Source organism: Pseudomonas sp. 13B_3.2_Bac1, assembly GCF_025466205.1.
GTDB lineage: Bacteria > Pseudomonadota > Gammaproteobacteria > Pseudomonadales > Pseudomonadaceae > Aquipseudomonas > Aquipseudomonas fluorescens_H.
The window spans coordinates 39,430-65,393 of record NZ_JANLOG010000013.1 but is presented as its reverse complement, the minus strand read 5'-3'; the positions used below and the strand labels follow the sequence as shown (position 1 = coordinate 65,393).

At 61.1% G+C, this 25,964-nt stretch carries 21 protein-coding genes; 4 read left to right on the top strand and 17 right to left on the bottom strand.

All coding sequences use genetic code 11. From position 1 onward, the window contains the following. Nucleotides 1-91: 91 nt before the first annotated feature. The 7 genes from dbpA to betI form a co-directional block, all read right to left on the bottom strand. A complete protein-coding gene (dbpA, locus tag NTD85_RS02340; RefSeq protein ID WP_262141326.1) occupies nt 92-1,477 on the bottom strand; it encodes an ATP-dependent RNA helicase DbpA in 1,386 nt (461 codons plus the stop codon). 233 nt (nt 1,478-1,710) lie between these two features. Continuing rightward, on the bottom strand, nt 1,711-3,150 hold the full coding sequence (mdtD, locus tag NTD85_RS02335) for a multidrug transporter subunit MdtD (protein ID WP_201136380.1): 1,440 nt from the start codon (nt 3,148-3,150) through the stop codon (nt 1,711-1,713). Nucleotides 3,151-3,337: 187 nt separating this feature from the next. Next, nucleotides 3,338-4,675 carry a TldD/PmbA family protein gene (locus tag NTD85_RS02330; protein WP_103485212.1) on the bottom strand — a complete coding sequence of 446 codons (1,338 nt, stop codon included), beginning with the start codon at nt 4,673-4,675 and terminating at the stop codon, nt 3,338-3,340. Continuing rightward, nucleotides 4,675-6,117 carry a TldD/PmbA family protein gene (locus NTD85_RS02325; RefSeq protein ID WP_262141325.1) on the bottom strand — a complete coding sequence of 481 codons (1,443 nt, stop codon included), beginning with the start codon at nt 6,115-6,117 and terminating at the stop codon, nt 4,675-4,677. Before NTD85_RS02325 ends, NTD85_RS02330 begins: the two co-directional genes overlap by 1 nt. 271 nt (nt 6,118-6,388) lie before the next feature. Then, the gene (betA, locus tag NTD85_RS02320; RefSeq protein ID WP_262141324.1) at nt 6,389-8,092 is read right to left on the bottom strand and encodes a choline dehydrogenase; all 1,704 of its coding nucleotides are present in this window, start codon (nt 8,090-8,092) and stop codon (nt 6,389-6,391) included. Nucleotides 8,093-8,272: 180 nt separating this feature from the next. Then, nucleotides 8,273-9,745 (bottom strand): betaine-aldehyde dehydrogenase, encoded by a 1,473-nt coding sequence (betB, locus tag NTD85_RS02315; protein ID WP_003228997.1) that lies wholly within the window; start codon nt 9,743-9,745, stop codon nt 8,273-8,275. Between the two features lie 62 nt (nt 9,746-9,807). Continuing rightward, nucleotides 9,808-10,428 carry a transcriptional regulator BetI gene (gene betI / locus NTD85_RS02310; RefSeq protein ID WP_003228996.1) on the bottom strand — a complete coding sequence of 207 codons (621 nt, stop codon included), beginning with the start codon at nt 10,426-10,428 and terminating at the stop codon, nt 9,808-9,810. A 428-nt stretch (nt 10,429-10,856) separates the two neighbouring features. On the opposite strand from betI, the gene betT reads away from it, so the two are divergent. Then, nucleotides 10,857-12,854: a choline BCCT transporter BetT gene (betT, locus tag NTD85_RS02305; protein ID WP_262141323.1), complete on the top strand. Its 1,998-nt coding sequence runs from the start codon at nt 10,857-10,859 to the stop codon at nt 12,852-12,854. Nucleotides 12,855-13,055: 201 nt separating this feature from the next. Here the strand turns inward: betT and choV are convergent, their stop codons facing one another. From choV to NTD85_RS02290, 3 genes are all read right to left on the bottom strand, one after another. Further along, on the bottom strand, nt 13,056-14,234 hold the full coding sequence (choV, locus tag NTD85_RS02300) for a choline ABC transporter ATP-binding protein (RefSeq protein WP_003228994.1): 1,179 nt from the start codon (nt 14,232-14,234) through the stop codon (nt 13,056-13,058). Beyond that, nucleotides 14,231-15,076 carry a choline ABC transporter permease subunit gene (gene choW, locus NTD85_RS02295; RefSeq protein ID WP_007962645.1) on the bottom strand — a complete coding sequence of 282 codons (846 nt, stop codon included), beginning with the start codon at nt 15,074-15,076 and terminating at the stop codon, nt 14,231-14,233. The genes choV and choW overlap by 4 nt, the downstream gene beginning before the upstream one ends. A gap of 66 nt (nt 15,077-15,142) precedes the next feature. Next, the gene (locus tag NTD85_RS02290; RefSeq protein WP_003228992.1) at nt 15,143-16,090 is read right to left on the bottom strand and encodes a choline ABC transporter substrate-binding protein; all 948 of its coding nucleotides are present in this window, start codon (nt 16,088-16,090) and stop codon (nt 15,143-15,145) included. 434 nt (nt 16,091-16,524) lie between these two features. Between NTD85_RS02290 and NTD85_RS02285 the strand changes: the two genes are divergently transcribed. After that, nucleotides 16,525-17,901, top strand: coding sequence for an L-serine ammonia-lyase (locus NTD85_RS02285; RefSeq protein ID WP_003228991.1), 1,377 nt, complete (start codon nt 16,525-16,527; stop codon nt 17,899-17,901). 550 nt (nt 17,902-18,451) lie between these two features. Next, entirely contained in the window at nt 18,452-19,555 is a 1,104-nt protein-coding gene (locus tag NTD85_RS02280) for a GlxA family transcriptional regulator (RefSeq protein WP_103484870.1), read from the top strand. A 153-nt stretch (nt 19,556-19,708) separates the two neighbouring features. Here the strand turns inward: NTD85_RS02280 and NTD85_RS02275 are convergent, their stop codons facing one another. The 5 genes from NTD85_RS02275 to NTD85_RS02255 form a co-directional block, all read right to left on the bottom strand. Continuing rightward, a complete protein-coding gene (locus tag NTD85_RS02275) occupies nt 19,709-19,972 on the bottom strand; it encodes a hypothetical protein (RefSeq protein WP_262141322.1) in 264 nt (87 codons plus the stop codon). A 262-nt stretch (nt 19,973-20,234) separates the two neighbouring features. Continuing rightward, on the bottom strand, nt 20,235-20,711 hold the full coding sequence (locus tag NTD85_RS02270) for a thioesterase family protein (RefSeq protein WP_201136385.1): 477 nt from the start codon (nt 20,709-20,711) through the stop codon (nt 20,235-20,237). Between the two features lie 127 nt (nt 20,712-20,838). Then, a complete protein-coding gene (locus tag NTD85_RS02265; RefSeq protein WP_262141321.1) occupies nt 20,839-21,804 on the bottom strand; it encodes an L-carnitine dehydrogenase in 966 nt (321 codons plus the stop codon). Nucleotides 21,805-21,959: 155 nt separating this feature from the next. Further along, entirely contained in the window at nt 21,960-22,847 is an 888-nt protein-coding gene (locus tag NTD85_RS02260) for a 3-keto-5-aminohexanoate cleavage protein (protein ID WP_103484867.1), read from the bottom strand. Nucleotides 22,848-22,922: 75 nt separating this feature from the next. Next, a complete protein-coding gene (locus tag NTD85_RS02255; RefSeq protein WP_262141320.1) occupies nt 22,923-23,867 on the bottom strand; it encodes a choline ABC transporter substrate-binding protein in 945 nt (314 codons plus the stop codon). 190 nt (nt 23,868-24,057) lie between these two features. On the opposite strand from NTD85_RS02255, the gene NTD85_RS02250 reads away from it, so the two are divergent. Further along, complete coding sequence (locus NTD85_RS02250) at nt 24,058-25,002, top strand: GlxA family transcriptional regulator (protein WP_166495372.1); 945 nt, start codon at nt 24,058-24,060, stop codon at nt 25,000-25,002. 139 nt (nt 25,003-25,141) lie between these two features. On the opposite strand, the gene NTD85_RS02245 is transcribed toward NTD85_RS02250, so the two are convergent. Both NTD85_RS02245 and NTD85_RS02240 read right to left on the bottom strand, forming a co-directional pair. After that, a complete protein-coding gene (locus NTD85_RS02245; protein WP_064589572.1) occupies nt 25,142-25,558 on the bottom strand; it encodes a DUF3010 family protein in 417 nt (138 codons plus the stop codon). A 28-nt stretch (nt 25,559-25,586) separates the two neighbouring features. Continuing rightward, complete coding sequence (locus NTD85_RS02240; protein WP_262141319.1) at nt 25,587-25,910, bottom strand: helix-turn-helix domain-containing protein; 324 nt, start codon at nt 25,908-25,910, stop codon at nt 25,587-25,589. Between the last annotated feature and the right edge of the window lie 54 nt (nt 25,911-25,964).

Here is a 25,964-nt window from a genome sequence, read left to right as displayed (position 1 = left end):
GCGGTGTGTCATTCAACATGATGTCGACTGACAGATTGCATTCGCGAGCAAGCCCGCTCCCACAGGAGATCTTCTTTGGGGCGAAGATCGTTTACAAAACCCGCACGCGCAGCGAACGGCCCTTGATCTTGCCGTTGTTCAAGCGCTGCAGCGCCTGCATGACCACGGTGCGTTCAACGGCCACATATGACTGGAAGTCGAAGATCGCGATCTTGCCGACCTGCGCGCCCGGGATGCCGGCGTCGCCGGTCAGTGCGCCGAGGATATCGCCCGGACGCACTTTGTCTTTACGCCCGCCGGCGATGCACAGCGTGCTCATCGGTGGCTGCAGCGGGGCGCCGCCCTGGGACTTGAGGTTGTCGACCTGATCCCAGTTCAGCGGAGCTTTCTGCAGCTGTTCGATGGCTTGCGCGCGATGCGCTTCGGACGGCGCAACGAGGCTGACCGCGATGCCTTTCTCGCCGGCACGACCGGTACGGCCAACGCGGTGAATGTGGATTTCCGAGTCACGGGCCAACTCGACGTTGATCACCATGTCCAGCGCATCGATGTCCAGACCACGGGCGGCCACGTCGGTGGCGACCAGGACCGACGTACTGCGGTTGGCGAACATCGCCAGCACCTGGTCGCGGTCACGCTGTTCCAGATCGCCATGCAGGCCGACGGCGGAGATGCCTTTGGAGGTCAGGTGATCGACGGTTTCCTGCACCTGCTGCTTGGTGAAGCAGAACGCCACGCAGGAGTCCGGGCGGAAGTGGTGCAGGACTTTGGTCACTGCGCTCATGCGCTCTTCCGGAGAAATTTCGTAGAAACGCTGTTCGATCTGCGTGTCGTCATGGAACGCTTCGGCTTTCACCGTTTGCGGATCACGCATGAATTTCGACGCCAGTTGCTTGATGCCCACCGGATAAGTGGCGGAGAACAGCAGCGTCTGACGGCGTGCCGGAGTCTTTTCGATGATGTCTTCGATGGCGTCGTAGAAGCCCATGTCGAGCAAGCGGTCGGCTTCGTCGAGGATCAGCGTGTTCAGACCGTCGAGCACCAGCGAACCCTTGCGCAGGTGCTGCTGGATACGTCCCGGGGTGCCGACGATGATGTGCGCGCCGTGCTCCAGCGAAGCGATCTGCGGGCCGAACGACACGCCGCCGCACAGGGTCAGGACCTTGATGTTGTCCTCGGCACGGGCCAGACGCCGGACTTCCTTGGCGACCTGGTCGGCCAGCTCACGGGTCGGGCAGATCACCAGCGCCTGGCAACCGAAGTAGCGCGGGTTGATCGGGTTGAGCAGGCCGATGCCGAACGCGGCGGTCTTGCCGCTGCCGGTCTTGGCCTGGGCGATCAGGTCCATCCCCTTGAGGATCACCGGCAAGCTCTGCGCCTGGATCGGCGTCATCTGGGCATAACCGAGGGATTCGAGGTTAGCCAGCATGGCGGCGGACAGCGGCAGAGTATTAAAAGCGGTGGCGATGGTGGTCACGGGACTGGCCTGCAAAACAAAATGTCGCGCAGTGTAGCAGCCCCGTGCCACTTTCCTCGAAAGTTCTGGACGAACAGTGACTAAAACCCGAGGCAAGGTGATTTATCTGTGGCGAGGGAGCTTGCTCCCGCTGGGGCGCGAAGCGGCCCCGCTCTTCAACTCAAAAAGCGGGGGGACTGCTGCGCAGTCCAGCGGGAGCAAGCTCCCTCGCCACAAAGGCCTTCGCTGTTTGGTCAGTGTTCGATGTGTTCATCCGGATGTTCATCCGGGCGTTTGACCCGGCGGCCGTCCTCTTTCGACAGTTGCGAGAAGATCGTCGCCGCCAGCATCGCCATCACTCCGACCGTGACAAATGTCAGCTGGAACGCGCCCAGCACGGTTTCGACACCGTCGTTGCCGATCTCCGCCGTAAACCCGCCAAGCAGCGCACCGGCGCAGGCCACCCCCAGACTCAGCGACAATTGCGCCACCACCGACAGCAAGCTGTTGCCGCTGCTGGCACTGGCGTCGTCGAGGTCGATCAGGGTCACGGTGTTCATCGCGGTGAACTGCAGCGAGTTGATCGCGCCGAGAATCGCCAGCAGGCACAGCAACAGCCAATAAGGCGTCTGCTCACTGACCAGGCCCATGCTCGCCAGCATGATCCCCAGCGCCAGGGTGTTGCCGGTGAGCACGATGCGATAGCCAAGACGTTCGATCAGCGGTCGCGCCACCCATTTGGCGATCATTGCCGCCGCCGCCAGTGGCAGCATGCTCATCCCGGCTTGCGCCGGTGAATAGCCCAGCGCCACTTGCAGCAGCAACGGCACCAGAAACGGCAGGGCACCGCTGCCCAGACGGGCGAACAGGTTGCCGATGATTCCGACCGCAAAGGTCCGGGTCTTGAACAGCGATGGCGAGAACAGTGGATTTTCGACACGCCCGGCACGCAGCCAGTAAGCCGCCAGACAGGCCAGCCCGCCGAACAGCAGCAACATCACCCGCAGGTGCGGCAAGTGCAGTTCGCCCAGGCCTTCCATGGCGATGGTGATCAGGATCATCGCCGCGCCGAACAGCAGGAAACCGAGGCTATCGAAACGCGTGCGCTCGGTGCCGCGCAGGTCGGGAATGAATTTCCACACCGCGTAGCAACCGATGAGGCCGACCGGCAGGTTGATCAGAAAGATCCAGTGCCACGTCAGGTACTGCACCATCCAGCCGCCCATGGTCGGGCCGATCAGCGGGCCGAGCAGACCGGGAATGGTGATGAACCCCATGATCCGCACCAGTTCCGAACGCGGGTAGGCGCGCAGCACCACCAGCCGCCCGACGGGCAACATCAGCGCACCACCGAGGCCCTGAATGACCCGCGCGCCGACCAGCATGGTCAGGCTGCTGGATAACGCGCAGAGCAGTGAGCCGAAACTGAACAGCAGGATCGCGCCGAAGAAGATTTTCTTGGTGCCGAAGCGGTCGGCGATCCAGCCCGAGGCCGGAATCAGCAAGGCGACGGTGAGCATGTAGGCGATGACTACGCCCTGCATGCGCAACGGGTTTTCGGCCAGATCCTTGGCCATGGCCGGCAGCGCGGTGTTGAGGATAGTCCCGTCGAGGGATTGCATGAAGAACGCAATGGCGACGACCCACGGCAACCAGCGGGCGGTAATGGCGTCGAGAGGCGGGCGTGTGGGCATGGAACCTCTTGTGGGTTATTGATCCGAATGCTTGTCCTGGCTTGAAGCTTTTGTGGCGAGGGAGCTTGCTCCCGCTCGGCTGCGCAGCAGCCGTAAATTCAGCCAACCCGGTATTACAGGAACACCGAGTTGACAGGTTTTGGGGGCGCTTCGCACCCCAGCGGGAGCAAGCTCCCTCGCCACAGTGTTATAGCGTTAGCGTGAGTCGGCTCACCAGCGCCCCCGGCAGCAGTGCCGACGAGGTATTGCGCTGGCTGTACGTGCTCGCCGACAGCAGCAACTCGCGCTCGGCGGTCAACGCTTCCAGCTGCGAACCCAGCAGGTTGTAGGCGCTGTCGTCGAAACGCATGGTGCTGACCGGCGCCTGAATCTCGCCGTTCTCGACCCAGAAAGTTGCGAAGCGAGTCATGCCGGTCAGGCGTGCCGCCGGTTGATCCGAAAAGTTCAGGTACCACAGGTTGCTGATGTACAACCCGGTGCCCAACTGCTTGAGAATCTCTGCCTGTGACAGATCACCGGCCGCCATGTTCAGTGCGCTCGGCGATTCGCCGCCGCTGGCACCGTTGGCGGTCAGGCCGTATTCGGCGGCGCTGCGTGAACCGACCAATTGATCACCGGCCTTGCCTTCGACGATCAGCCGCAGATCGCTGCGCGGATAACCCTCGGCGGAAAACGCCGGACTCAACGATTCGCTGACTTTCTCATCCAGCGATACCAGTGGACTGAACGTCTGATCGCCGACATACAGCTTCTGCAGCGGGCTGCTTTTGCTGGCAATCGACTGCGCCGAGAAACCGCCCCAACTGAGCATGCCCATGATTTCTTCCAGCGCGGCCGGCGCCAGATAAGCCCGGTATTGCCCCGGTGCCAGGGTGCGCAACGGTCGACCGAGGAACGCCAGTTGCTCGCGGGCCTGCTGGAAGCGGCGGGCGAAGCCTTCGCTGCTCCAATCGTGCCCGGCGTAGCTGGCCTTTACCGCTTCGCCATTTTCGTGGAACAGGCTGAAGTCGAAGTTGAAGCTGTTGGCTTGATGCCAGCCGAACGCCCCCGAGGAACTGGCGAAACCACGGCTGATCGGGCCGGCAGCATAGAAACCGACCAGATCCAGACCTTCAGCAGCGGTGCAGATTTCCTCGACCACCTGCTCGGTGTCCGGCAACGGGTGTTCCTGCACGTTGTTGCTCTGCCAGCCGTTGTGGTTGAGCAGCAGGTACGGATCCTGCGGCAGCAGCGGCAGGGTTTCGCGCAGTTGTTGCAGGCCTTCGGCGAGGCGTTGCAGATCGGCTTCCTGATCACCGGACAGGGTGATGTGCAGGTCAGCGTGGCGGCCGTCGTTGATCAGCTTCAGCCCGACGTCGGCTTGCTGCACCTGGCCGGCCTGACGCACCTTGGCGTGGTTGAAACGGACGAACGCCGACGATTCGGCGGCATAGCTGAGCGTGAACTGTTCCGGCTCGCGCACACTGTCGCGCAGCCAATTGACGATGACCTTGAAGGCGTCGGACTGACTCTTCGAAATGCTCATCAGGCGTCTCCCCCAAACACATCAACGTTGCTGAATACGCAGGCCGGCGAAGCGTGGCCGACGCGGATCACCTGGTTCGGCTCGCCCTTGCCGCAGTTTGGCGTGCCCAGCACCATCCGGGTGCCGGCATCGCCGACCGCGCGCAGACTCTTCCAGAAGTGCGCGGATATGCCCCGGTAGTTCGGATTTTTCACCACACCTTTAAGTTCACCGTTCTCGATCAACTGACCCCACTCGCAACCGAACTGGAATTTGTTGCGCGCGTCGTCAATCGACCACGAACGGTTGGTGCTCATCAGAATGCCATGCTCGATGCCGCTGATCAGTTGCGTCAGCGACTGATCGCCCGGCTCGATGTTGAGGTTGGCCATGCGGTCGATCGGCGGCCGGTTCCAGCCGCAGGCGCGGCTGTTGGCAACGCCGTCGAGACCGGCGCGGAACTGCGACAGCGCGCCGCCCAGTGGCCGCAACAGCAAGCCTTCGCGAATCAGGAATTGTTTGCTGGCCTTGGTGCCGTCGTCATCGTGGCCGTAGCTGGCGAGTTCTTCGGGAATGTCCGGATCGAAGGTCACGTTGAGCAGCTTCGAGCCATATTGCAGGCTGCCGAAGTCACTGGTTTTGACGAAGCTGGTGCCGGCGTAGTTGCGTTCGTCACCGAGGATGCGGTCCAGCTCCAGCGGATGACCGATGGACTCGTGGATCTGCAGCATCATCTGGTCCGGCATCAGCAACAGATCGCGCGGGCCTTGCGGGGTATTCGGCGCGAGCAGCAGTTGCAGGGCCTGATCGGCCACTTTCGGGCCGGCGCCGACCAGGCCGCAACGGCTGATCACGTCCGCGCCGCCCTGCTGGCCGAAGTTCTCGCGGCCGAGGGAGCGGGTCTGGCTGTCGTTGCCGTCGTAGGCGGTGACATCCAGGCTCGGGTAGACGAAGCGCTGGGCCTGGCGCAATTCGGCACCAGCGCTGCTCAGGTAGATCTGTTCGACATGGGTGATGCCGATGCTCGCTTCCCAATTCACCAGGCGCTCATCCTTTGGCACCGAGGCGGATTCCGCGCCGAGCAGCTCGAAGCATTCGCTCAGGGACGGGAAGGGTTGCTCGAGATTGGGCGAAAAGTAATCGGCGCGGTCACTCGACACTGGCTGGTCGCGCAGGTCGAGCAGGGCGTGGGGCTTCAGTCGCCGGGCCTGCTGTTCGGCGCGTTCCAGGGCGGCTTGCAGGCCTTGCTGCGACAGATCGTTGGTCGCCGCATAGGCTTCAACGCCGTTGACGCGCACAGTGAGCATCGCCCCTTCGTCGCGGCCCAGGCTTGGTGGCTCGGCGACGTTCTTGCGCACCGACAGGTATTGGCCGGACTCGCGTACATACCGCAGGGAAAAAAACTCGGCGCCCGTGCGCAAGGCAGCGAAGCGCTGCTTGAGCTGGGGGTGGAAATCGAACATTCGGGAACCTCCTTGTTATGGAGTTGCGGGGTGAAGCGATTCGGCGGGGAGGGGTGAAACGGTTGCGCGAGGTCTAGAGTAGGCCTGCGTGGGGGTAGGATCAAGTGAAGAGGGGGTGTAGGAGGATTTACTGTGCAGCAGGGGAATTTGTGCTGAATGTGAGGGCCCCTTCGCGAGCAAGCTCGCTCCCACCTTTGAAATGCATTCCAATGTGGGAGCGAGCTTGTCTCCGGGCGGCGTTCCGACGAAGGTAGCGCCTCGGTATTACGTCTTACTGAGCAGCCGGGGTGATATCACGCATCGGCTTGCCTTTCACCGGCGCATTGCCAGCGACGTAGTAGGCAGCGGTGCTGCGCGGCAGTGGCTTGCGGCCACGGATCTTGTCGGCGATTTTCTCGGCCATCATGATCGTCGGCGCGTTCAGGTTGCCGGTGGTGATGATCGGCATGATCGAAGCATCGACCACACGCAGGCTCTGCATGCCGTGCACGCGACCTTCGCCATCCACTACGGCCATCTCGTCGGTGCCCATCTTGCACGAGCAGGACGGGTGGAACGCGGTTTCGGCGTGCTCGCGGATGAACTTGTCCAACTGCTCATCGGTTTGCACTTCGATGCCCGGGCTGATTTCGCGGCCACGGAAGGCGTCCAGTGCCGGCTGTTGCATGATTTCGCGGGTCAGGCGGATGCCGTCACGGAATTCCTGCCAGTCCTGCTCGGTGGCCATGTAGTTGAACAGGATGCTCGGGTGCTGGCGCGGATCCTTGGATTTGACCTGGATGCGGCCACGGCTCGGCGAACGCATGGAACCCATGTGCGCCTGGAAACCGTGCTCTTTCACACCGTTGCTGCCGTTGTAGTTAATCGCCACCGGCAGGAAGTGGTACTGGATGTTCGGCCATTCGAACTCTTCGCGAGTACGGATGAAACCGCCGGCTTCGAACTGGTTGCTGGCGCCGATGCCGGTACCGTTGAACAGCCACTCGGCACCGATGGCCGGCTGATTGTACCAGAGCAGCGACGGGTACAGCGAGACCGGTTGGGTGCAAGCGTATTGCAGGTACAGCTCAAGGTGGTCCTGCAGGTTTTCACCGACGCCCGGCAGGTCGTGGACCACCGGGATGTCGAGGCTTTCCAGCAGTTTTGCCGGGCCGACACCGGAGCGCTGCAGAATCTGCGGCGAAGCGATGGCGCCGGAGCACAGCAGGACTTCTTTGCGTGCTTTGGCTTCAACGCGCTCTTCCGCCGAACCGACCAGGTAACGCACGCCGACCGCACGCTTGCCTTCGAACAGAATCTTGTCGGTCAGGGCGTGGGTGACGATGGTCAGGGTCGACCGCTTCTTGGCGACGTCGAGGTAGCCACGGGCGGTGGAAGCACGACGGCCGTTCGGCGTCACGGTGCGGTCCATCGGGCCGAAGCCTTCCTGCTGGTAACCGTTCAAATCTTCGGTGCGCGGGTAACCGGCCTGCACGCCAGCTTCAACCATGGCGTGGAACAGCGGGTTGTTGCCCGCCTTCGGCGTGGTCACGCTGACCGGACCGTCGCCACCGTGGTAGTCGTTCGGGCCGATGTCGCGGGTTTCCGCTTTACGGAAGTACGGCAGGCAGTCGAGGTAGGTCCAGTCTTCCAGGCCTGGCAGTTTCGCCCAGTTGTCGTAGTCCATCGCGTTGCCACGGATGTAGCACATGCCGTTGATCAGCGAAGAACCGCCGAGGCCTTTGCCGCGACCGCATTCCATCCGGCGACCGTCCATGTGTGGCTCCGGATCGGTTTCGTACGCCCAGTTGTAGCGACGACCTTGCAGCGGGAATGCCAGTGCAGCCGGCATTTGCGTGCGGAAGTCAAAACGGTAGTCCGGGCCGCCGGCTTCGAGCAGCAGAACGGTGACGCCTTCGTCTTCAGTCAGACGGGTCGCCAGGGTGTTACCGGCCGAGCCGGCACCGATGATGATGTAATCGAATTCTTGGGACATTGAATGCACCCTCTTTAGATGTGGTCAGGTAGGACCTCGGCGAGTGCTGCGCACTCGAATCGCTGGCAAGCCAGCTCCCACAAGGATTGGGAGCTGCCACAGATTTGATGGACGACTCCAGACCTGTGGGAGCGGGCTTGCCCGCGAAGAGGCCCTCGCAGGCAATACAAGACTCGGGGCTTAGAACACCGAAACGTAATCGCCCAGCTCGACCTGTACCGATTTGATGCGTGTGTAGTTGGTCAGCGAGCTGATGCCGTTTTCACGACCCACGCCCGACTGCTTGTAACCGCCCACCGGCATTTTTGCGTCGGACTCGCCCCAGGCGTTGATCCAGCAGATACCGGCTTCCAGTTGATGAATCACGCGGTGTGCGCGGTTCAGGTCTTTGGTGACGATACCGGCGGCCAGGCCGAAGTCGGTGTCGTTGGCGCGGCGGATCACTTCTTCTTCGGTCTCGTAGGAGAGGATCGCCATCACCGGGCCAAAGATTTCTTCACGGACGATGGTCATCTCGTCGGTGCAATCGGTGAACACGGTCGGTGCAACGAAGGCGCCTTTGGCGAATTCGCCGTCGGTCAGACGCTCGCCGCCGCACAGGACGCGGGCACCTTCTTCTTTACCCTTGGCGATGTAGCCCAGCACGCTTTCCATGTGGGCGAAGCTGACCAGCGGGCCGAAGTTGGTGTTTTCGTCTTCCGGGTTGCCGATGCGGATGCGCGCTACGCGCTCGACGATCTTGGCTTCGAAAGCGGCTTTCAGGTGGCTCGGTACGAACACGCGAGTACCGTTGGTGCAAACCTGACCGGAGCTGTAGAAGTTGGCCATCATCGCGGTGTCGGCGGCGCGATCGAGGTCGGCGTCGTCGCAGATGATCAGCGGCGACTTGCCGCCCAGTTCCATGGTCACGTCTTTCAGCGACGAAGCCGAAGCGCTGGCCATGACTTTCTTGCCGGTGTCGGTGCCGCCGGTGAAGGAGACTTTTTCGATGCGCGGGTGCTCGGTCAGCCAGGTGCCGACTTCACGGCCGCTGCCGGTCAGGACGTTGAACACGCCGTTTGGCAGGCCGGCTTCGGTGTAGATCTCGGCCAGTTTCAGGGTGGTCAGCGAGGTGACTTCGCTTGGCTTGAAGATCATCGCGTTACCAGCGGCCAGGGCTGGTGCGGATTTCCACAGCGCGATCTGGATCGGGTAGTTCCACGCGCCGATACCGGCGACCACGCCCAGCGGCTCGCGACGGGTGTAGACGAAGGACGTGTCGCGCAGCGGGATCTGCTCGCCTTCGATCGCCGGCACGAGGCCTGCGTAGTATTCCAGCACGTCGGCGCCGGTGACGATGTCGACGTATTTGGTTTCGGAGTAAGCCTTGCCGGTGTCCAGGGTTTCCAGAGCAGCCAGTTCATCGTTGCGCTCGCGCAGGATGTCGACGGCGCGACGCAGGATGCGCGAACGCTCCATGGCGGTCATTGCGGCCCAGATTTTCTGGCCCTTTTCAGCGCTGACCACTGCGCGCTCGACGTCTTCCTTGGTCGCACGTTGCACTTGGGCGAGGACTTCACCGTTCGCCGGGTTGATGGCTTCGAAGGTGGCATCGCTGCCAGCGTCGGAGTACGCGCCATCGATGTAGAGTTTTTGCAGTTCGAAACGGGCCATAGTGTCCTCGCAAGTGCATTAGTGGTTGGCGTCGACCACCGCGCTGAAACTGCGGTGGCGGTTCAGGTGCCGAGCGTTTTCTGTGTGCTCTGGCTCACCTGCTTGGCCAATTGGAAATCCATGTATTCGTAAGCGATCTGTTGCGCCTGCGCCGTGTCGAAAGCGTCTCCCGACAGCGCGCCGCGCAACCACAAGCCGTCGATCAACGCTGCCAGTCCACGCGCTGCACTGCGCGCCTCTTCGAGCGGCAACACACGGCGGAACTCGCAGCACAGGTTGGAATACAGACGGTGATCGTTGATCCGCTGCAACCTGTGCAAAGACGGCTGGTGCATGCTGGTGGCCCAGAAGGCCAGCCAGGTTTTCATTGCCGGGCCATTGACCTGGCTGGCGTCGAAGTTGCCTTCGATGATCACCTGCAGATGCGCCCGTGGGCTGCTGTCTGCCAGCGCCTGACGGCGCGCGGTGACGTTCTCGCTGAGGACGTTCATCAGATACCGCATCGTGGCGGCGATCAGGCCGTTCTTGTCCTGAAAGTAATGACTGATGATGCCATTCGAGACACCGGCCAAACGGGCGATCAGCGCAATGCTGGCGTCCCCCATTCCGACCTGATCGACCGCTTGCAACGTGGCTTCGATCAGTTGTTGGCGGCGGATGGGTTGCATACCGACCTTGGGCATCTTGCACATCTCCTTAGGCCTTCCGACGGGCGATAAACGCCTATCGGATTGAGGGCCAGTCTATTTTGTTTTGATTGAACGTTCAATCAACAAAGAATAAGATCTGCGACAAATCGTCGCTGCCTACAGATTTTTTCTGCTTGTAAATGGCGATAAAACGACATCCGAAAATGCTTGAAACCTGCGTGGGGCATGGCGCGGTTCGCTATTCGATGGACGTGTTGAAAGGGCAAGACGCTCGGGGCCAGGTTTCGGATGAACGTCCGCACAGCTTTGGCCACGAAAGCGATTCGCAACGCCATTTCGGCAGGTTCGGGCTTTTTTCGGGGTGTCTTTATATCACCCGCCGGTCGGCTGCCAACTAACCGATTGGTCGGGTTCCGTGTTGCCTTGTGTTCTTCTCTCGCACTGCCTGGAGCATTTGTGCCATGAGTTCTGCCTCTCTTATAAAGACCCCGCCCGAGAAGGTGACGGTCAACGGTTGGGTGTTTTACACCTCTACCGCGTTGATTCTGTTGTTGACCGCCATTCTGATCATCGCCCCGCAAGAGGCCGGCAGATTGTTGGGTATCGCTCAGGCCTGGTTGTCGCGCAGCTTCGGCTGGTACTACATGGTGGTGATCGCCGCCTACCTGGTGTTTGTGGTGGGCCTGGCGTTTTCCTCCTACGGCAAACTCAAACTGGGCAGCAAGGACGACACCCCGGATTTCAGCTACGGCGCCTGGGCGGGGATGTTGTTCTCGTCGGGTATCGGTATTTCGCTGCTGTACTTCGGCGCCTCCGAGCCGCTGGATCATTACTTCAATCCGCCGGAAGGCGCATCGGCCACCAACATGGCCGCGCGTCAAGCTGTACAGCTGACCTTCCTGCACTGGGGCCTGCACGGCTGGGCGATCTATGCACTGGTCGGTCTGGCCGTGGCGTACTTCGCTTACCGTCATAACCAGCCATTGGCCCTGCGTTCGGCGCTGTATCCGCTGGTCGGCGAGCGTTGGGTCAAGGGCGCCGCCGGTCATGCGGTGGACGGCTTCGGTATGTTCGTGACCCTGCTGGGTCTGGTGACCAACCTGGGGATCGGTTCGCTGCAAGTGTCCTCCGGCCTGGAAAACCTGTTCGGCATGGAACACAGCAACACCAACCTGCTGATCGTGATCATCGTGATGAGCACCGTGGCGACCATCGCTGCGGTGTCCGGTGTGGAAAACGGCATCCGTCGTCTGTCCAACCTGAACATCGTGCTGTTCAGCGGTCTGCTGATTTTCGTCCTGCTGTTCGGCCCGACCCTGCACCTGCTCAACGGCTTCGTGCAGAACATCGGCGACTACCTCAACGGCGTGGTGCTGAAGACCTTCGACCTGTACGTCTATGAAGGCGACAGCGCCAAGTCCGACCGCTGGCTGGGCCTGTGGACCCTGTTCTACTGGGCGTGGTGGATTTCCTGGGCGCCATTCGTCGGCATGTTCATCGCGCGTATTTCCCGTGGGCGTACCGTGCGTGAACTGGTGGCCGGCGTGCTGCTGATCCCGCTGGGCTTCACCTTGGCCTGGTTGTCGATCTTCGGTAACTCGGCGCTGGATCTGGTGATGAACCAGGGGGCGGTGGAACTCGGCAAGACGGCGCTGGAACAGCCGTCGATGGCGATCTACCAGTTGCTGGAACACTACCCGGCGTCGAAAGTCGTCATCGGTGTGTCGATCTTCGTCGGTTTCGTGCTGTTCCTGACCCCGGCCGACTCCGGCGCGGTGATGATGGCCAACCTGTCCTGCAAGGGCGGTAACGTTGACGAAGATGCGCCGCACTGGCTGCGGATCTTCTGGTCGGTGGTGATCACGCTGGTGACCATCGGTCTGCTGTTCGCCGGTAACTTCGAAGCCATGCAAACCATGGTGGTGCTGGCCGGTCTGCCGTTCTCGGTGGTGCTGGTGTTCTTCATGTTCGGCCTGCATAAGGCGATGCGTCAGGACGTGCAGATCGAACAGGAGCAGGCGCAACTGGCCGAGCGCGGGCGTCGTGGCTTCAGCGAGCGTCTGACGCAACTGGACCTGCAACCGAGCCAATCGGTGGTGCAGCGTTTCATGGACAAGCAGGTCAGCCCGGCGCTGGAAGACGCTGCTGCACAAATGCGTGCGCAGGGTCTGGAAGTGCAGACGCTGCTGGGCAAATCCAAGCGCTGCATGGGCGTGCGCGTCGAGATGGAAGAGGGCAACCCTTTCGTCTACGAAGTGAGCCTGGATGGTTATCTGGCGACCCCGACCGAATCGGCCCAGTCCGATGAAGCGCGCCAGCGTTACTACCGCGCCGAGGTGTATCTGCACAATGGCAGCCAGGACTATGACCTGATGGGCTTCACGCAGGAGCAGATCACACGCGATGTGCTCGATCAGTTTGAAAGCCATCGGCAGCTCCTTGGCCGGGTGTATAGCTAAGTTGTAGGTGGTGCGGTGTTTCTGTCTGAAGCACCGTGCCGCATTCTTCGCGAGCAAGCCCGCTCCCACATTGGAATGCATTTCAAATGTGGGAGCGGGCTTGCTCGCGAAGGGGCCATCAGCTCCAACGCTGAACGCCCTGTATTCCGATAAACAAAAACGCCGCGATCCTCTCGCGGCGTTTTTGTGTCTGCGGGGTTCTTACCCTAGGTTCTTGCCCAGCAGCGCGTGATACAGCTCGCTGTCGCCAAGAATCCCCACCACATGATTGTTGTCGTGCAGCACCAGTTTGTTGCCGGTCTGATAACGAATCTGCAGCGCATCGCGCATGCCGATATTCGAATCCACCAGTGTCGGCTTGCGCTCCAGCGCTTCCACCGCTTGCCCCGGTGCCCAGTTCTGCAGGTTCAGCACCGAACCGTTCTGCCGCGCGCCTTTGATGGTGTTGCCTTCGGCCAGATCCAGCCACGAATCGCCACCCGGGTCGAGGCACACCGAACCGTTGATGCGTTTGCAGTTGTCCAGCGTGCGCATCAGGCTGCGGCCACACAGGACGTTGAGCGGATTGGTGTGGGCCACGAAGGTGCGCACATAGTCGTCCGCCGGATTGAGCACGATCTCTTCCGGCACGCTGTACTGGATGATCCGGCCGTCCTTCATGATCGCGATGCGGCTGCCCAGTTTGAGCGCCTCGTCGAGGTCGTGACTGACAAACACGATGGTCTTGCTCAGCTTGCGTTGCAGCTCCAGCAGTTCGTCCTGCAGGCCCTGACGGATCAGCGGGTCGAGTGCCGAGAACGGTTCGTCCATCAGCAGAATATCGGCGTCCATCGCCAGCGCCCGGGCCAGGCCGACACGCTGCTGCATGCCGCCGGAGAGTTCATCGGGCTTCTTGTTGCGCCATTGAGTCAGGCCGACCAGTTCGAGCTTGTCGTCCACCAGCTTGCGCCGTTCCTTCTCCGGGCGACCCTGCATTTCCAGACCGAAGCTGATGTTCTCGCGCACGGTCAGCCATGGCATCAGGGCGAACTTCTGGAACACCATGGCGATGCGTTTGGTGCGCATCATCTTCAGTTCGGCCGGGGTGCAGGAGGCGATGTCGATCTGCTTGCCTTCGTGCTCGACGAACAGCTTGCCGCGGCTCACGGTGTTGAGGCCGTTGATGCAGCGCAGCAGGCTCGACTTGCCGGAGCCGGACAGGCCCATCAGCACGCAGATCTCGCCCTTGTTGATATCCAGCGTGGCTTTTTCCACACCGACGATCTGTCCGGTCTTTTTCAGGATCTCGTTACGCGTCATGCCCTGATCCAGCAGCTTGAGCGCCTCGCGTGGATCCTTGGAGAAGATTACGTCGACGTCTTCGAAGCGAATTATGCTCATGCGTCACCCCCTACTTTGGCGTCGGGTTGTTTGCAGATACGGTCGAGCATGATCGCCAGCAGTACGATCGCCAGGCCCGCTTCGAAGCCCAGGGCGATATCAGCAGTGTTCAGTGCGTTGACCACCGGTTTGCCGAGTCCGTCGGCGCCCACCAGTGCCGCGATCACCACCATCGACAGCGACAGCATGATGCACTGGGTGATGCCGGCAGCGATGCTCGGCATGGCGTGAGGCAGTTCGATCCGTGAGAGCAATTGGCGACGCGAGCAGCCGAAGGCCTTGCCGGCGTCCATCAGTTCTTGCGGGACATCGCGGATGCCCAGGTAGGTCAGGCGGATCGGCGCAGCGATGGCGAACACCACCGTGGAGATCAGGCCCGGCACCACACCCAGCCCGAAGAGGGTCAGGGTAGGAATGAGGTAAACGAAGGTCGGTACGGTCTGCATCAGATCGAGTACCGGACGCATTAATGTGTAGAACATCGGCTTGTGCGCGGCGACGATGCCCAACGGCACGCCGATGACCACGCAGACCAGGGTCGCGAACATGACCTGGGCGAGGGTTTCCATGGTTTCCTGCCAGTACCCCAGGTTGAGGATCAGCAGGAACGAGGCAATCACAAAAACAGTCAGCCCCCATTTGCGCTGGATGAAATGTGCGAGCAGGGCAATGAGGCCGATCAACACAAAAGGATTGAACCAGGTCAGCGCAAACGTCACGCCGTGGATCATCGTTTCCAGTGTCACGGCGATTGCGTCGAAGGTGCTGGCGCCGTGTTGCGTCAACCATTCAACGAAGCCCGCGATGTACTGGCCTAAAGGGATTTTCTGATCAATCAGCATGGTAGTGAACGTCCGCATGCAAGGAATAAACAGCCCGGGCGAGCGAACTCGCCCGGCGTAAGGCAATTACTGTGCGAGCTTGGCTTTCACGGCCTCCAGGCCTGGTTTACCGTCAATGGTGGTCACGCCAGCGAGCCAGGTATCGAGCACCTGTGGATTCTTTTTCAGCCAGGCCTTGGCGGCCGCGTCAGGCTTCATCTTGTCGTCGAGGATGTTGCCCATCAGCTCGCTTTCCATGTCGACGGTGAACTCCAGGTTTTTCAGCAACTGACCGACGTTGCTGCATTCGGTGCTGTAGCCCTTGCGAGTGTTGGTCGCCACGGTGGCAGCACCGAAATCGGGGCCGAAAAAGTCATCGCCGCCGGTCAGGTATTGAATCTTGAAGCGCTTGTTCATTGGGTGCGGCGCCCAGCCGAGGAAGACCACGGCGGTGTCGCGTTTCTGCGCACGATCGACCTGCGAGAGCATGCCCGCTTCGGACGACTCGACGACCTTGAAGCCGGCGGTTTTCAAGCCGAAGGCGTCTTTGTCGATCATGCTCTGGATCAGGCGGTTGCCGTCGTTGCCAGGCTCGATGCCGTAGATCTTGCCATCGAGCTCTTTCTTGAATTTGGCGATGTCGGCGAAGTCATGCAGCCCTTTGTCATACAGCGCCTGCGGCACGGCGAGGGTGTACTTGGCGCCCTTGAGGTTGGTGCGCACGGTTTCCACGGTGCCGGCGTCACGGTAGGCCTTGATGTCGTTTTCCATGGTCGGCATCCAGTTACCGAGGAACACGTCCATGTTCTTGCCGTCGGCCAGCGACTTGTAGGTCACGGGCACGGAAATCATGGTGGTCTTGGTCTTGTAGCCGAGCGCATCGAGCACCACCGAGGTGGTGGCGGTGGTGGCGGTGATGTCGGTCCAGCCGACATCGGAGAAGTTCACGGTACTGCACTGAGCGGGTTCTGCAGCTTGAGCCAGTAACGGCAGACTCAGCATGGCGGCCAACAACAACGACGGGGAACCTTTCATGGATGGACTCCTTGGTGTTTTTTTTGGCAGTGTTCCGACTGGACCACCGCACTTATAGGTTGCGGTTGGATGGCGTTCTGGAGACAGCTCTACCACGGCGCCTTGCAATCGAGTCATAACGATCATGTACCAGTGAAAATCTGACGCCTACAGGGTGGGTCGTATCCAGTACAGGGATGGTCGCATCCAGTGTCAGTGACGTCGTTTACAGCTTTTTTCTGCTCCGTCTGGCCATCTGAACCGCATAAAAACGGCGAAAACACGGGAGAAAACCGGCACGGCGTTGGTGGGCATGAGTGCGTCGGTGTCAGACGCCGAGCGACCCGGCAAAAGCCTGATGATGCGGGCATTCCGGCGGATCGCAGCTTGAGCGTAGCAGCTCCGCCAGCGGGCGCTTAATGCCCGGGAACGGCATCCTCAGGAGCTCTGCAGCAATGGCTATCAGCGTTTTCGACCTGTTCAAGATCGGCATTGGCCCGTCCAGTTCTCACACCGTCGGGCCGATGCGCGCCGCCGCCCTGTTTGTCGAGTCGTTGCGCGACAAATTCCTGCTGGAGCAGGTACGACGTATAGAAGTGCAACTGTTCGGTTCGCTGTCGGCCACCGGTATCGGGCACGGCAGCGACAACGCGGTGATCATGGGCCTGATGGGCGAGTGGCCGGACGCAATCGACCCGTCGCAGATCGGCCCGCGGATTCAGGCGCTGCGTGAAACCCACACACTTCTGCTGGATGGGCGCTTGTCGGTGCCGTTTGTCTGGGCCCGCGACATGCGTCTGATCGACGAGAACCTGCCGTTCCACCCCAACGCCATGACCCTGATTGCCGAAGGCGATCACGGCGAGATTCATCGTGACACCTACTATTCGGTCGGTGGCGGTTTTGTCGTGGATCAAGCGCAGGCATCCAGTGGCGTGGTCGATCTGGATCGCACCGAATTGCCCTATGACTTTTCCAGCGCGGTGGAGCTGCTGGAGCTGTGCAAACAGAACAACCTGCGCGTCGCCGAATTGATGATGGCCAACGAAAAGGTCTGGCGCAGCGAAGAGGAAATCCGTGCCGGGCTGATGAAGTTGTGGCGGGCGATGCAGGATTGCGTCGAGCAGGGCCTCAAGCACGAAGGCATCCTCCCCGGCGGCCTCAATGTGCGGCGCCGTGCTGCCAAGCTGCATCGCAGCCTGCAGGAATTGAACAAACCCAACGTGATCGGCTCGACCCTCAGTGCCATGGAGTGGGTCAACCTGTTTGCCCTCGCGGTCAACGAAGAAAACGCGGCGGGTGGGCGCATGGTCACCGCACCGACCAATGGCGCGGCGGGGATTATCCCGGCGGTGTTGCACTACTTCATGAAGTTCAGCGAAGCGGTCACCGACGCCAACGTGGTCGACTACTTTCTGGGGGCGGCGGCGGTGGGCATTCTGTGCAAGAAGAACGCTTCGATCTCCGGTGCCGAAGTCGGCTGCCAGGGTGAGGTCGGTTCGGCCTGTGCGATGGCGGCGGCGGGGCTGGCGGAGATTCTCGGCGCGACGCCGGAGCAATTGTGCAACGCGGCGGAAATCGGCTTGGAACATAACCTCGGATTGACCTGCGATCCGGTGGGTGGACTGGTGCAGGTGCCGTGCATCGAGCGCAACGCGATTGCCGCGGTGAAGGCGATCAACGCGGCGCAGATGGCCTTGCGCGGGGATGGTCAGCACTTCATCTCGCTTGACCGGGTGATCCGCACCATGCGTGATACCGGCGCGGATATGCATGACAAATATAAGGAGACGTCACGTGGTGGGTTGGCGGTCAGTGCGGTTGAGTGCTGAATCAGCAATACCGAGTGGAATTCTTCGCGAGCAAGCCCGCTCCCACAGTGGATCTACAGTGAACACAGAATTTGTGAACACCCGGTTCCAATGTGGGAGCGGGCTTGCTCGCGAAGGGGCCAGACCAGTCAAAACTGCTCACCAAGTGCACACGCTAATCAAATCACGCCACCTTTTGGCGCGTCGCAATCAGATAAGAGTGTTTCCCACCCACAGTGCGCCATTCGCACCCCCTACCGTCCGTCACCCGTGCCTGCGGTGACACTCTGAAACAACCCCGCGCAAGCCTGTTCCCACAAGTGCTACCGATCTGCTCACAGGCAGCGGGGCAGGGCTTTCAACGCCGCTGATGGCACTTCGAAATACCTTTCGTCGGACGTCTTGAATAGACACGTCGCGACGTCGTTTTCAGGAGTTATTGAACAGCCATTCAATTTTAGGCATGGCAATTGCTCTGTCATAACAAAGCCCGTCTCCCACGCGAGAACGCTGGCAATAACAAGAGCCTCCGCCTGAGGCCATCACCCGCTTTGTGTGAGGAGATACCGCGATGACGTCGTTCAACTCCGGGGCCCAACCCCAGAACCGTGCGCCTCAATCCATCGGCTTTCTGCTGCTGGACAATTTCACGCTGATTTCCCTGGCCTCTGCGGTAGAACCGCTACGCATGGCCAACCAATTGTCCGGTCGTGAGCTGTATCGCTGGAGCACCCTGACGGTCGATGGCGGCCAGGTGTGGGCCAGTGACGGTCTGCAAATCACCCCCGATGCCTCCATGCACAAAGCCCCGCCCCTGGACACCGTGATCGTCTGCGGCGGCATTGGCATTCAACGCACCGTGACCCGTGAACACGTGTCCTGGTTGCAGAGCCAGGCCCGTCAATCGAAACGTCTCGGCGCCGTGTGCACCGGCAGCTGGGCTTTGGCTTGCGCCGGTCTGCTCGACGGTTTCGATTGCAGCGTGCACTGGGAATGTCTGGCGGCGATGCAGGAAGCTTTCCCCCGCGTGGCGATGAGCACTCGTCTGTTCACCCTCGACCGTAACCGTTTCACCAGCTCCGGCGGCACCGCGCCGCTTGACATGATGCTGCACCTGATCAGCCGCGATCACGGTCGTGAACTGTCTGCTGCGATCTCGGAAATGTTTGTCTACGAGCGTATCCGCAACGAGCAGGATCACCAGCGTGTGCCGCTCAAGCACATGCTCGGTACCAACCAGCCGAAGCTGCAGGAAATCGTCGCGCTGATGGAAGCCAATCTGGAAGAGCCGATCGACCTCGACGAACTGGCGGTGTACGTCGCCGTGTCGCGTCGACAGCTGGAGCGCCTGTTCCAGAAATACCTGCATTGCTCGCCGTCGCGCTACTACCTCAAGCTGCGCCTGATCCGTGCGCGGCAACTGCTGAAGCAGACGCCGATGTCGATCATCGAAGTGGCGTCGGTGTGTGGTTTCGTCTCGACCCCGCACTTCTCCAAGTGCTATCGCGAATACTTCGGCATTCCACCGCGTGACGAACGCGTAGGCTCCAACACCACCCAGCAAGTGGCGATGATGCCACTGCCGCAGGCAATCGTGATGTCGCCGCTGTCGGGGCCGCTGTCGGCGTTGAGTCAGGCGCGTAATGAGTCGACGTTTGCCAGCGTAAGGCTGTAGACCGGACAGTTTTTGTGGCGAGGGAGCTTGCTCCCGCTCGAGCGCGAAGCGCTCGTAAAATCTGCGAATGCGATTTATCTGGAATAGTGCATCTGCCGGTTTGGGGCCGCTTCGCGGCCCAGCGGGAGCAAGCTCCCTCGCCACAGTTGCTCGTCAGGCGCTGCGGGTCTGTTGGTATTGCGCCAATGCCGGCAACAACTGCTTGTCGATCGCCTGACGCACCGCTGGCTGGATACTGGCGCCGCTGGTGTACATGTCCTTGACCATCTTGCGCAGTTCAAACGCGCGAACATTATCCAGACCGCGCACCGCGCACTCACAGGCCTGCTCGGCGGTTGAGCCGCTCGGCACCTGAAACCCCAATGCCTTGAGCTGGCCCAACAGGTCTTCCTGATCGATCAAATCGGCGTACATCATGGCGCGCATCCTTCTTCGGTAACGGAGGTCGTGGCTCGATTCTGGTAGGCACGGGAAGTGACGGCAAGGGCGATTTGTCGCAGTGGCTGCGACGGCTATGAACAGGTCGTTTTCGGCTAACTGACCGCCCAGGGGAGTGGGCACACTGGCCTCAGCTCGCTACACGACGGTTTGGTCACCCTCGACTGGCAGCTCCTCAACAGTACCCTCTGCCCCGATCCTGTCACGGCTTGTATCGGGGCTTTTTTTGCGTGCCGCATGCTTACCGTGCCGGTGGCAAAGCGATGATGCGACCGACATAGGCGGGGGCGGGTAGATCGGACTGCTCGGCGATGATGGCTTGCAGGCGGCTCAGGGTGTCCGTAGTGAAAGGCGCCGAACGCGGGCCGGCGAGGTCGACGTGCAGCAGCATCTGCTCGTTGCCGGCCAGTTCCTTGTCGTCACCGGGAAGGTGCAGGCTGTGATAGAGGTGCAGGCGTTTGCTGTCGTGACCGATGATCTGCGTGCGCACTTCGACCTCGGCGTCGAGCTTCACTTCGTGCAGATAATTGAGGTGCAGTTCGAGGGTGAACAGCGAATGACCGCTGGCTTCGCGGTTGTTGCTGTCCATGCCGAGGCGATCCATCAAGGCGTCGGTGGCGTAGCTGAAGATCAGCAGGTAGAAGGCGTCGCGCAGGTGGCCGTTGTAGTCGACCCAGTCGGGGATGATGCGGGTTTGGTAGGTGGTGAGGCTGGGCATGGTGTCAGATCCAACATTGATGGTGGCTGGGCTGCCGTCTTCGCGAGCAAGCCCGCTCCCACATTGGAATGCGCTCACCTGTGGGAGCGGGCTTGCTCGCGAAGGGGCCGGAACTGCTGAGCAAGGATTACTCGCTGAAACTCATTCCATGCTTCTCCTTGGTGGTCTTCACAGCCTCCAGCACCGCCAGCAGGCAGTCATCACGATAGCGCTCCAGCGCGGAAATGCTGTGGCGGCCGAGCTGATCAGTGGTGCCATCGACCACATCGTCAATCAACTTGTCGGTCAGCTCCGGTGCCGGCAGATAGGTCCACGGCAACTGCAACGCCGGGCCGAACTGCGACATGAAGTGACGCATTCCGGCATCGCCACCGGCGAGGGTGTAGGTCAGGAAAGTGCCCATGAATGACCAGCGCAGCCCGGCGCCAAAACGGATCGCGTCGTCGATCTCGCCAGTCGTCGCTACGCCGTCGTTGACCAGGTGCAGCGCCTCACGCCACAGCGCTTCGAGCAGACGGTCAGCGATGAATCCCGGTACTTCCTTGCGCACATGCAGCGGGCGCATGCCGAGGGATTCGTAGACTTTCATTGCCGCTTGTATAGCTTCCGGTGCGGTGTGCTTGCCACCGACCACTTCCACCAGCGGCAACAGGTAAACCGGATTGAACGGATGGCCGACCACGCAGCGTTCCGGGTGGGTCGAGCTCTCGTAGAACTCACTCGGCAACAGGCCCGAGGTGCTGGAGCCGATCAGCGCATTGGGCTTGGCGGCCGAGCTGATTTTGCTGTGCAGTTCCAGTTTCAGGTCAAGGCGTTCCGGAGCGCTTTCCTGAATGAAATCTGCGTCGCGCACGCACTCCTCGATGGTCGCGACAAAGCGCAAGCGATCCTGCGAGGCGCCGGGCGCCAGACCGTTTTTCTCCAGCGCGCCCCAGGCATTCGCCACACGTTTGCGCAGCGCGGCTTCAGCGCCGGGCGCCGGGTCCCAGGCCACCACGTCGAGGCCATGGGCGAGGGCGCGCGCAACCCAGCCGCTGCCGATGACACCGCTGCCAAGGGCGGCGAAGGTTTTGATGTTGGTGATAAAACTCATAGAAACTCCCTGAAAAAGGTGTTTCCTGTAGGAGCTGCCGAAGGCTGCGATCTTTTGATTTTGATTTTTTGAAGCAAGATCAAAAGATCGCAGCCTTCGGCAGCTCCTACAGGTGAAATCGGGGGGCAGTCAGGGCCCCATTTTTTTGCTGGTGGTTAGCCGCGCTGGGTCAGGCCCATCTTCTTGCGGCCCTCAGCCGGGGTCAGCACGCGGGCGCCGAGGCGGCTGAGGATCTCGCTGGCGCGTTCGACCAGTTGGCCATTGGTTGCCAGCACACCCTTGTCCAGCCACAGGTTGTCCTCCAGCCCGACCCGCACGTTGCCGCCGAGCAGTACCGCTTGCGCGGCCATCGGCATCTGCATCCGGCCAATGCCGAACCCGGCCCAGACCGCATCGGCCGGCAGGTTGTCGACCATGGCTTTCATGGTGGTGGTGTCAGCCGGCGCGCCCCACGGGATGCCCAGGCACAGTTGGAACAACGGGTTGTCGAGCAAACCTTCCTTGATCAGCTGCTTGGCGAACCACAGGTGACCAGTGTCGAAAATCTCCAGCTCGGCCTTCACCCCCAGCTCGGTAATGCGTCTGGCGCCAGCGCGCAGTTGCGCCGGGGTCGAGACGTAAATGGTGTCGCCGTCGCCGAAGTTCAGCGTGCCGCAATCAAGGGTGCAGATTTCCGGCAGCAGCTCTTCGACGTGGGCCAGGCGGGTCAGCGGGCCGACCAGATCAGTGTTCGGGCCGAACTCCATCGGGTGCTCGCCGGCACCGATTTCCAGGTCGCCGCCCATGCCGGCGGTGAGGTTGACGATGATGTCGACGTCGGCTTCGCGGATGCGCTCCATCACTTCGCGGTACAGCGCCACGTCGCGGCTGAACTTGCCGGTCTGCGGGTCGCGCACATGGCAGTGCACAACCGTGGCACCGGCCTTGGCGGCTTCCACGGCGGCAGCTGCGATCTGTTTCGGGGTGACCGGCACATGCGGGCTCTTGGCGGTCGTGTCGCCAGCACCGGTGAGTGCGCAGGTGATGATGACGTCGTGGTTCATGGTGCGGTTTCCTTCAGGCGTGATGGGTCTGTTCGCAGCCCTTTTTCAGGCTGCGAAGGGTTGATTCGGGGTACGTTATTGGCTGGTCAGTTGCAGGTTTTCAGCCGCCGGTTTGCCGTCGAAGGTGGTCACACCTTCCAGCCAGCGCTGCTTGTCTTCGGGGTGATCCTTGAGCCATTGCTTGGCCGACTCGAAGGCGTCCTTGTGATCGAGCAGTGGCTGCATCATCCGGCTCTCGTCTTCGGCGGTGAACGTCAGGTTGCTCAGCAGGCGACCGACGTTCGGGCATTGCTCGGCGTATTTCGGCGCGGTGACGGTCCACACCGTGGCCATGCCTTCGTTCGGGCCGAGGGCGTCGTCGCTGCCGGTGAGGTAAGTCATTTTCACGTTGACGTTCATCGGGTGCGGCGCCCAGCCGAAGAACACCACGGCCTCCTTGCGGCGTACGGCGCGGTCGACGGCGGCGAGCATTCCGGCTTCGCTGGACTCGACCAGCTGGAACTTGCCGAGGCCGAACTGGTTTTTGGCGATCATCGCCTTGATCTGCGTGTTGGCGCCCGAGCCCGGTTCGATGCCGTAGATCTTGCCGCCCAGTTCCTTCTCGAATCTGGCGATGTCGGCGAAGGTTTTCAGGCCCTTGTCGGCCAGATAAGTCGGCACGGCGAGGGTCGCGCGGGCGTCCTTCAGGCTCGGGGCTTCGAGGACTTTGACCTGGTTGGCGTCGACGAACGGGGTGATGGTCTGGGTCATCAGCGGGTTCCAGTAACCGAGGAACAGGTCCAGCCGCTGATCGCGAATCCCGGCGAAGATGATTTGCTGGGAGGCGCTGGTTTGTTTGGTGTTGTAGCCGAGGCCATCGAGCAGCACCTGGGTCATGGCACTGGTGGCGATCACGTCGGTCCAGTTGACTACGCCCATGCGTACGTTCTGGCACGACGCGGGTTCGGCTGCCATGACGCTGGCGCTCAAGAAAGCGGTACCGCTGAGTGCAAGAACGCAGCTGCTGATCAGTCGTTTCATGTCGGGTTCCTCGGCAGGTCGTTATTGTGAGTTCCGGCGTCTGCGCGCCGGTGATGCCAAGTTACGCAGCAACGGCCCCGTGAAAGCGCACTGCGGCGACTGGCATTTGCACTGTAGCGACCTGTGCGCTTGAACGCTGATGACAATCGGCGTATCAACGTTCCACGCTACCCGCTAACCGAGTGCGCCCATGTCCCAGGATTTCTACTTTCTGCTGATGCCGGGGTTCTCCGCCATCGGCTTCATCTCTGCGATCGAACCGCTGCGGGTGGCCAACCGCTTTCGCGGCGAGCTGTACCGTTGGCATGTGCTCAGCGCCGACGGCGGGGCGGTGCTGGCGAGCAACGGCATGTCGGTCAACGCCGACGCGGCGCTGGAGCCGCTGAAAAAGGGCGCGACGCTGCTGGTGGTCGCCGGGTTCGAACCGCTGAAGTTCGCCACGCCAACGCTGGAGCACTGGCTGCGCCGGCTGGACAACGAAGGCGTGACCCTCGGCGCCATCGACACCGGTAGTTTCGTCCTCGCCGAAGCCGGCCTGCTCGACGGTCATCGCCTGACCCTGCACTGGGAAGCCATTGATGCGTTCAAGGAATCTTATCCACAGCTCAGCGTCACCCAGGAGCTGTTCGAGATCGACCGCCGACGCATCACCTCGGCGGGCGGCACCGCCTCCATCGATTTGATGCTCGACCTGATCGCCCAGGCCCATGGCCCGCAACTGGCGATTCAGGTCAGCGAGCAGTTTGTATTGGGGCGGATTCGTCCGCGCAAGGACCACCAGCGCATGGAAGTCGCCACGCGCTACGGCATCAGCAACAAGAAACTGGTGCAAGTGATTGGCGAGATGGAACAGCACAGCGAACCACCGCTGACCACACTGCAACTGGCGGAATCGATCAAGGTGACGCGGCGACAGCTGGAGCGTTTGTTTCGGCTGCACCTGAACGACACGCCGAGCAATTTCTATCTGCGTCTGCGATTGGAGAAAGCCCGGCAGCTGTTGCGCCAGACCGACATGAGCGTGCTCGAAGTCAGCATCGCCTGCGGCTTTGAATCACCGTCGTATTTCACCCGCAGCTACCGCGCGAAGTTCGCCCGCTGCCCTCGCGAAGACCGGCGTACCGCCAACGCCTGAATGGATGCACACAAAACCAATGTGGGAGCGGGCTTGCTCGCGAATGCGGTGTGACAGTCAATTCATTTGGCAACTGATCCACCGCATTCGCGAGCAAGCCCGCTCCCACATTTTGATCTTCTGTGTCTGGAGGATCGGGTTACTTCTTCACCAACGCCGAACACGCCGCCTTGTAAGCCTCATGCTGATACTTGTTCAGCGTCCCCGGCAGCTCAAAGTTGTGCTTCTTGGCCTGCGCATTGATCGTCTGCGGCGACAACAACGTCACCTCACACCCGTCCAGCAACTGAAACACACCCTCGATCTTGAACGTGGTCGGCCCACCGGCAAACTCACCCTTCTTGCTGCGCTTCTTGATCGCAATCCGGTCAATCGAATGCTCGCGTACAAACGACGCCACCTGTGCCGCGAAGCGTTTGACGTTGGCCGCCTCGTCATCATCGTCGAGGGCGATTTTCTTGGTGTTGAGCGCCACATGGCTCAGCGTTGCCCCGTCAAGGGAGGCCACGGCGATGATCGCTTCGCTGCCTTTGATTTCGATGCCGCAGATGTTCATGGGAATTCCTTTGAATGAAGAGGGCAGCCTACAACTCAAGCTGATTGGCGGTGATGCCGAACGCTGCGGCAATTTTCTCCCGAGTTGCCTTGCGTGGCTTCGCTACCGTTTCCTGTTGAGCGAACGCCGGCTGGGAAATTCCCAGACGTTTCGCCACTTCTTCCTGAGTCAGGTTCAGGTGTTCGCGCCAGGCACGGATCGGTGTCGCCCCGTCAACCATGCGGCTCACCACCTCATGCGGGATCAGATCGGGCTGCATTTTCTGTGCGACGTATTGAGCGTAGGGTATGACTACGAAGGCCGGGTTGCCCTCGGCATCTTTGATGATCTGGATGTCGGCAGGTGGATTCATGGCGTTGGAAATATAAGTCTTTTATAAGATTTTCGAATCTTTACTTATATTTCC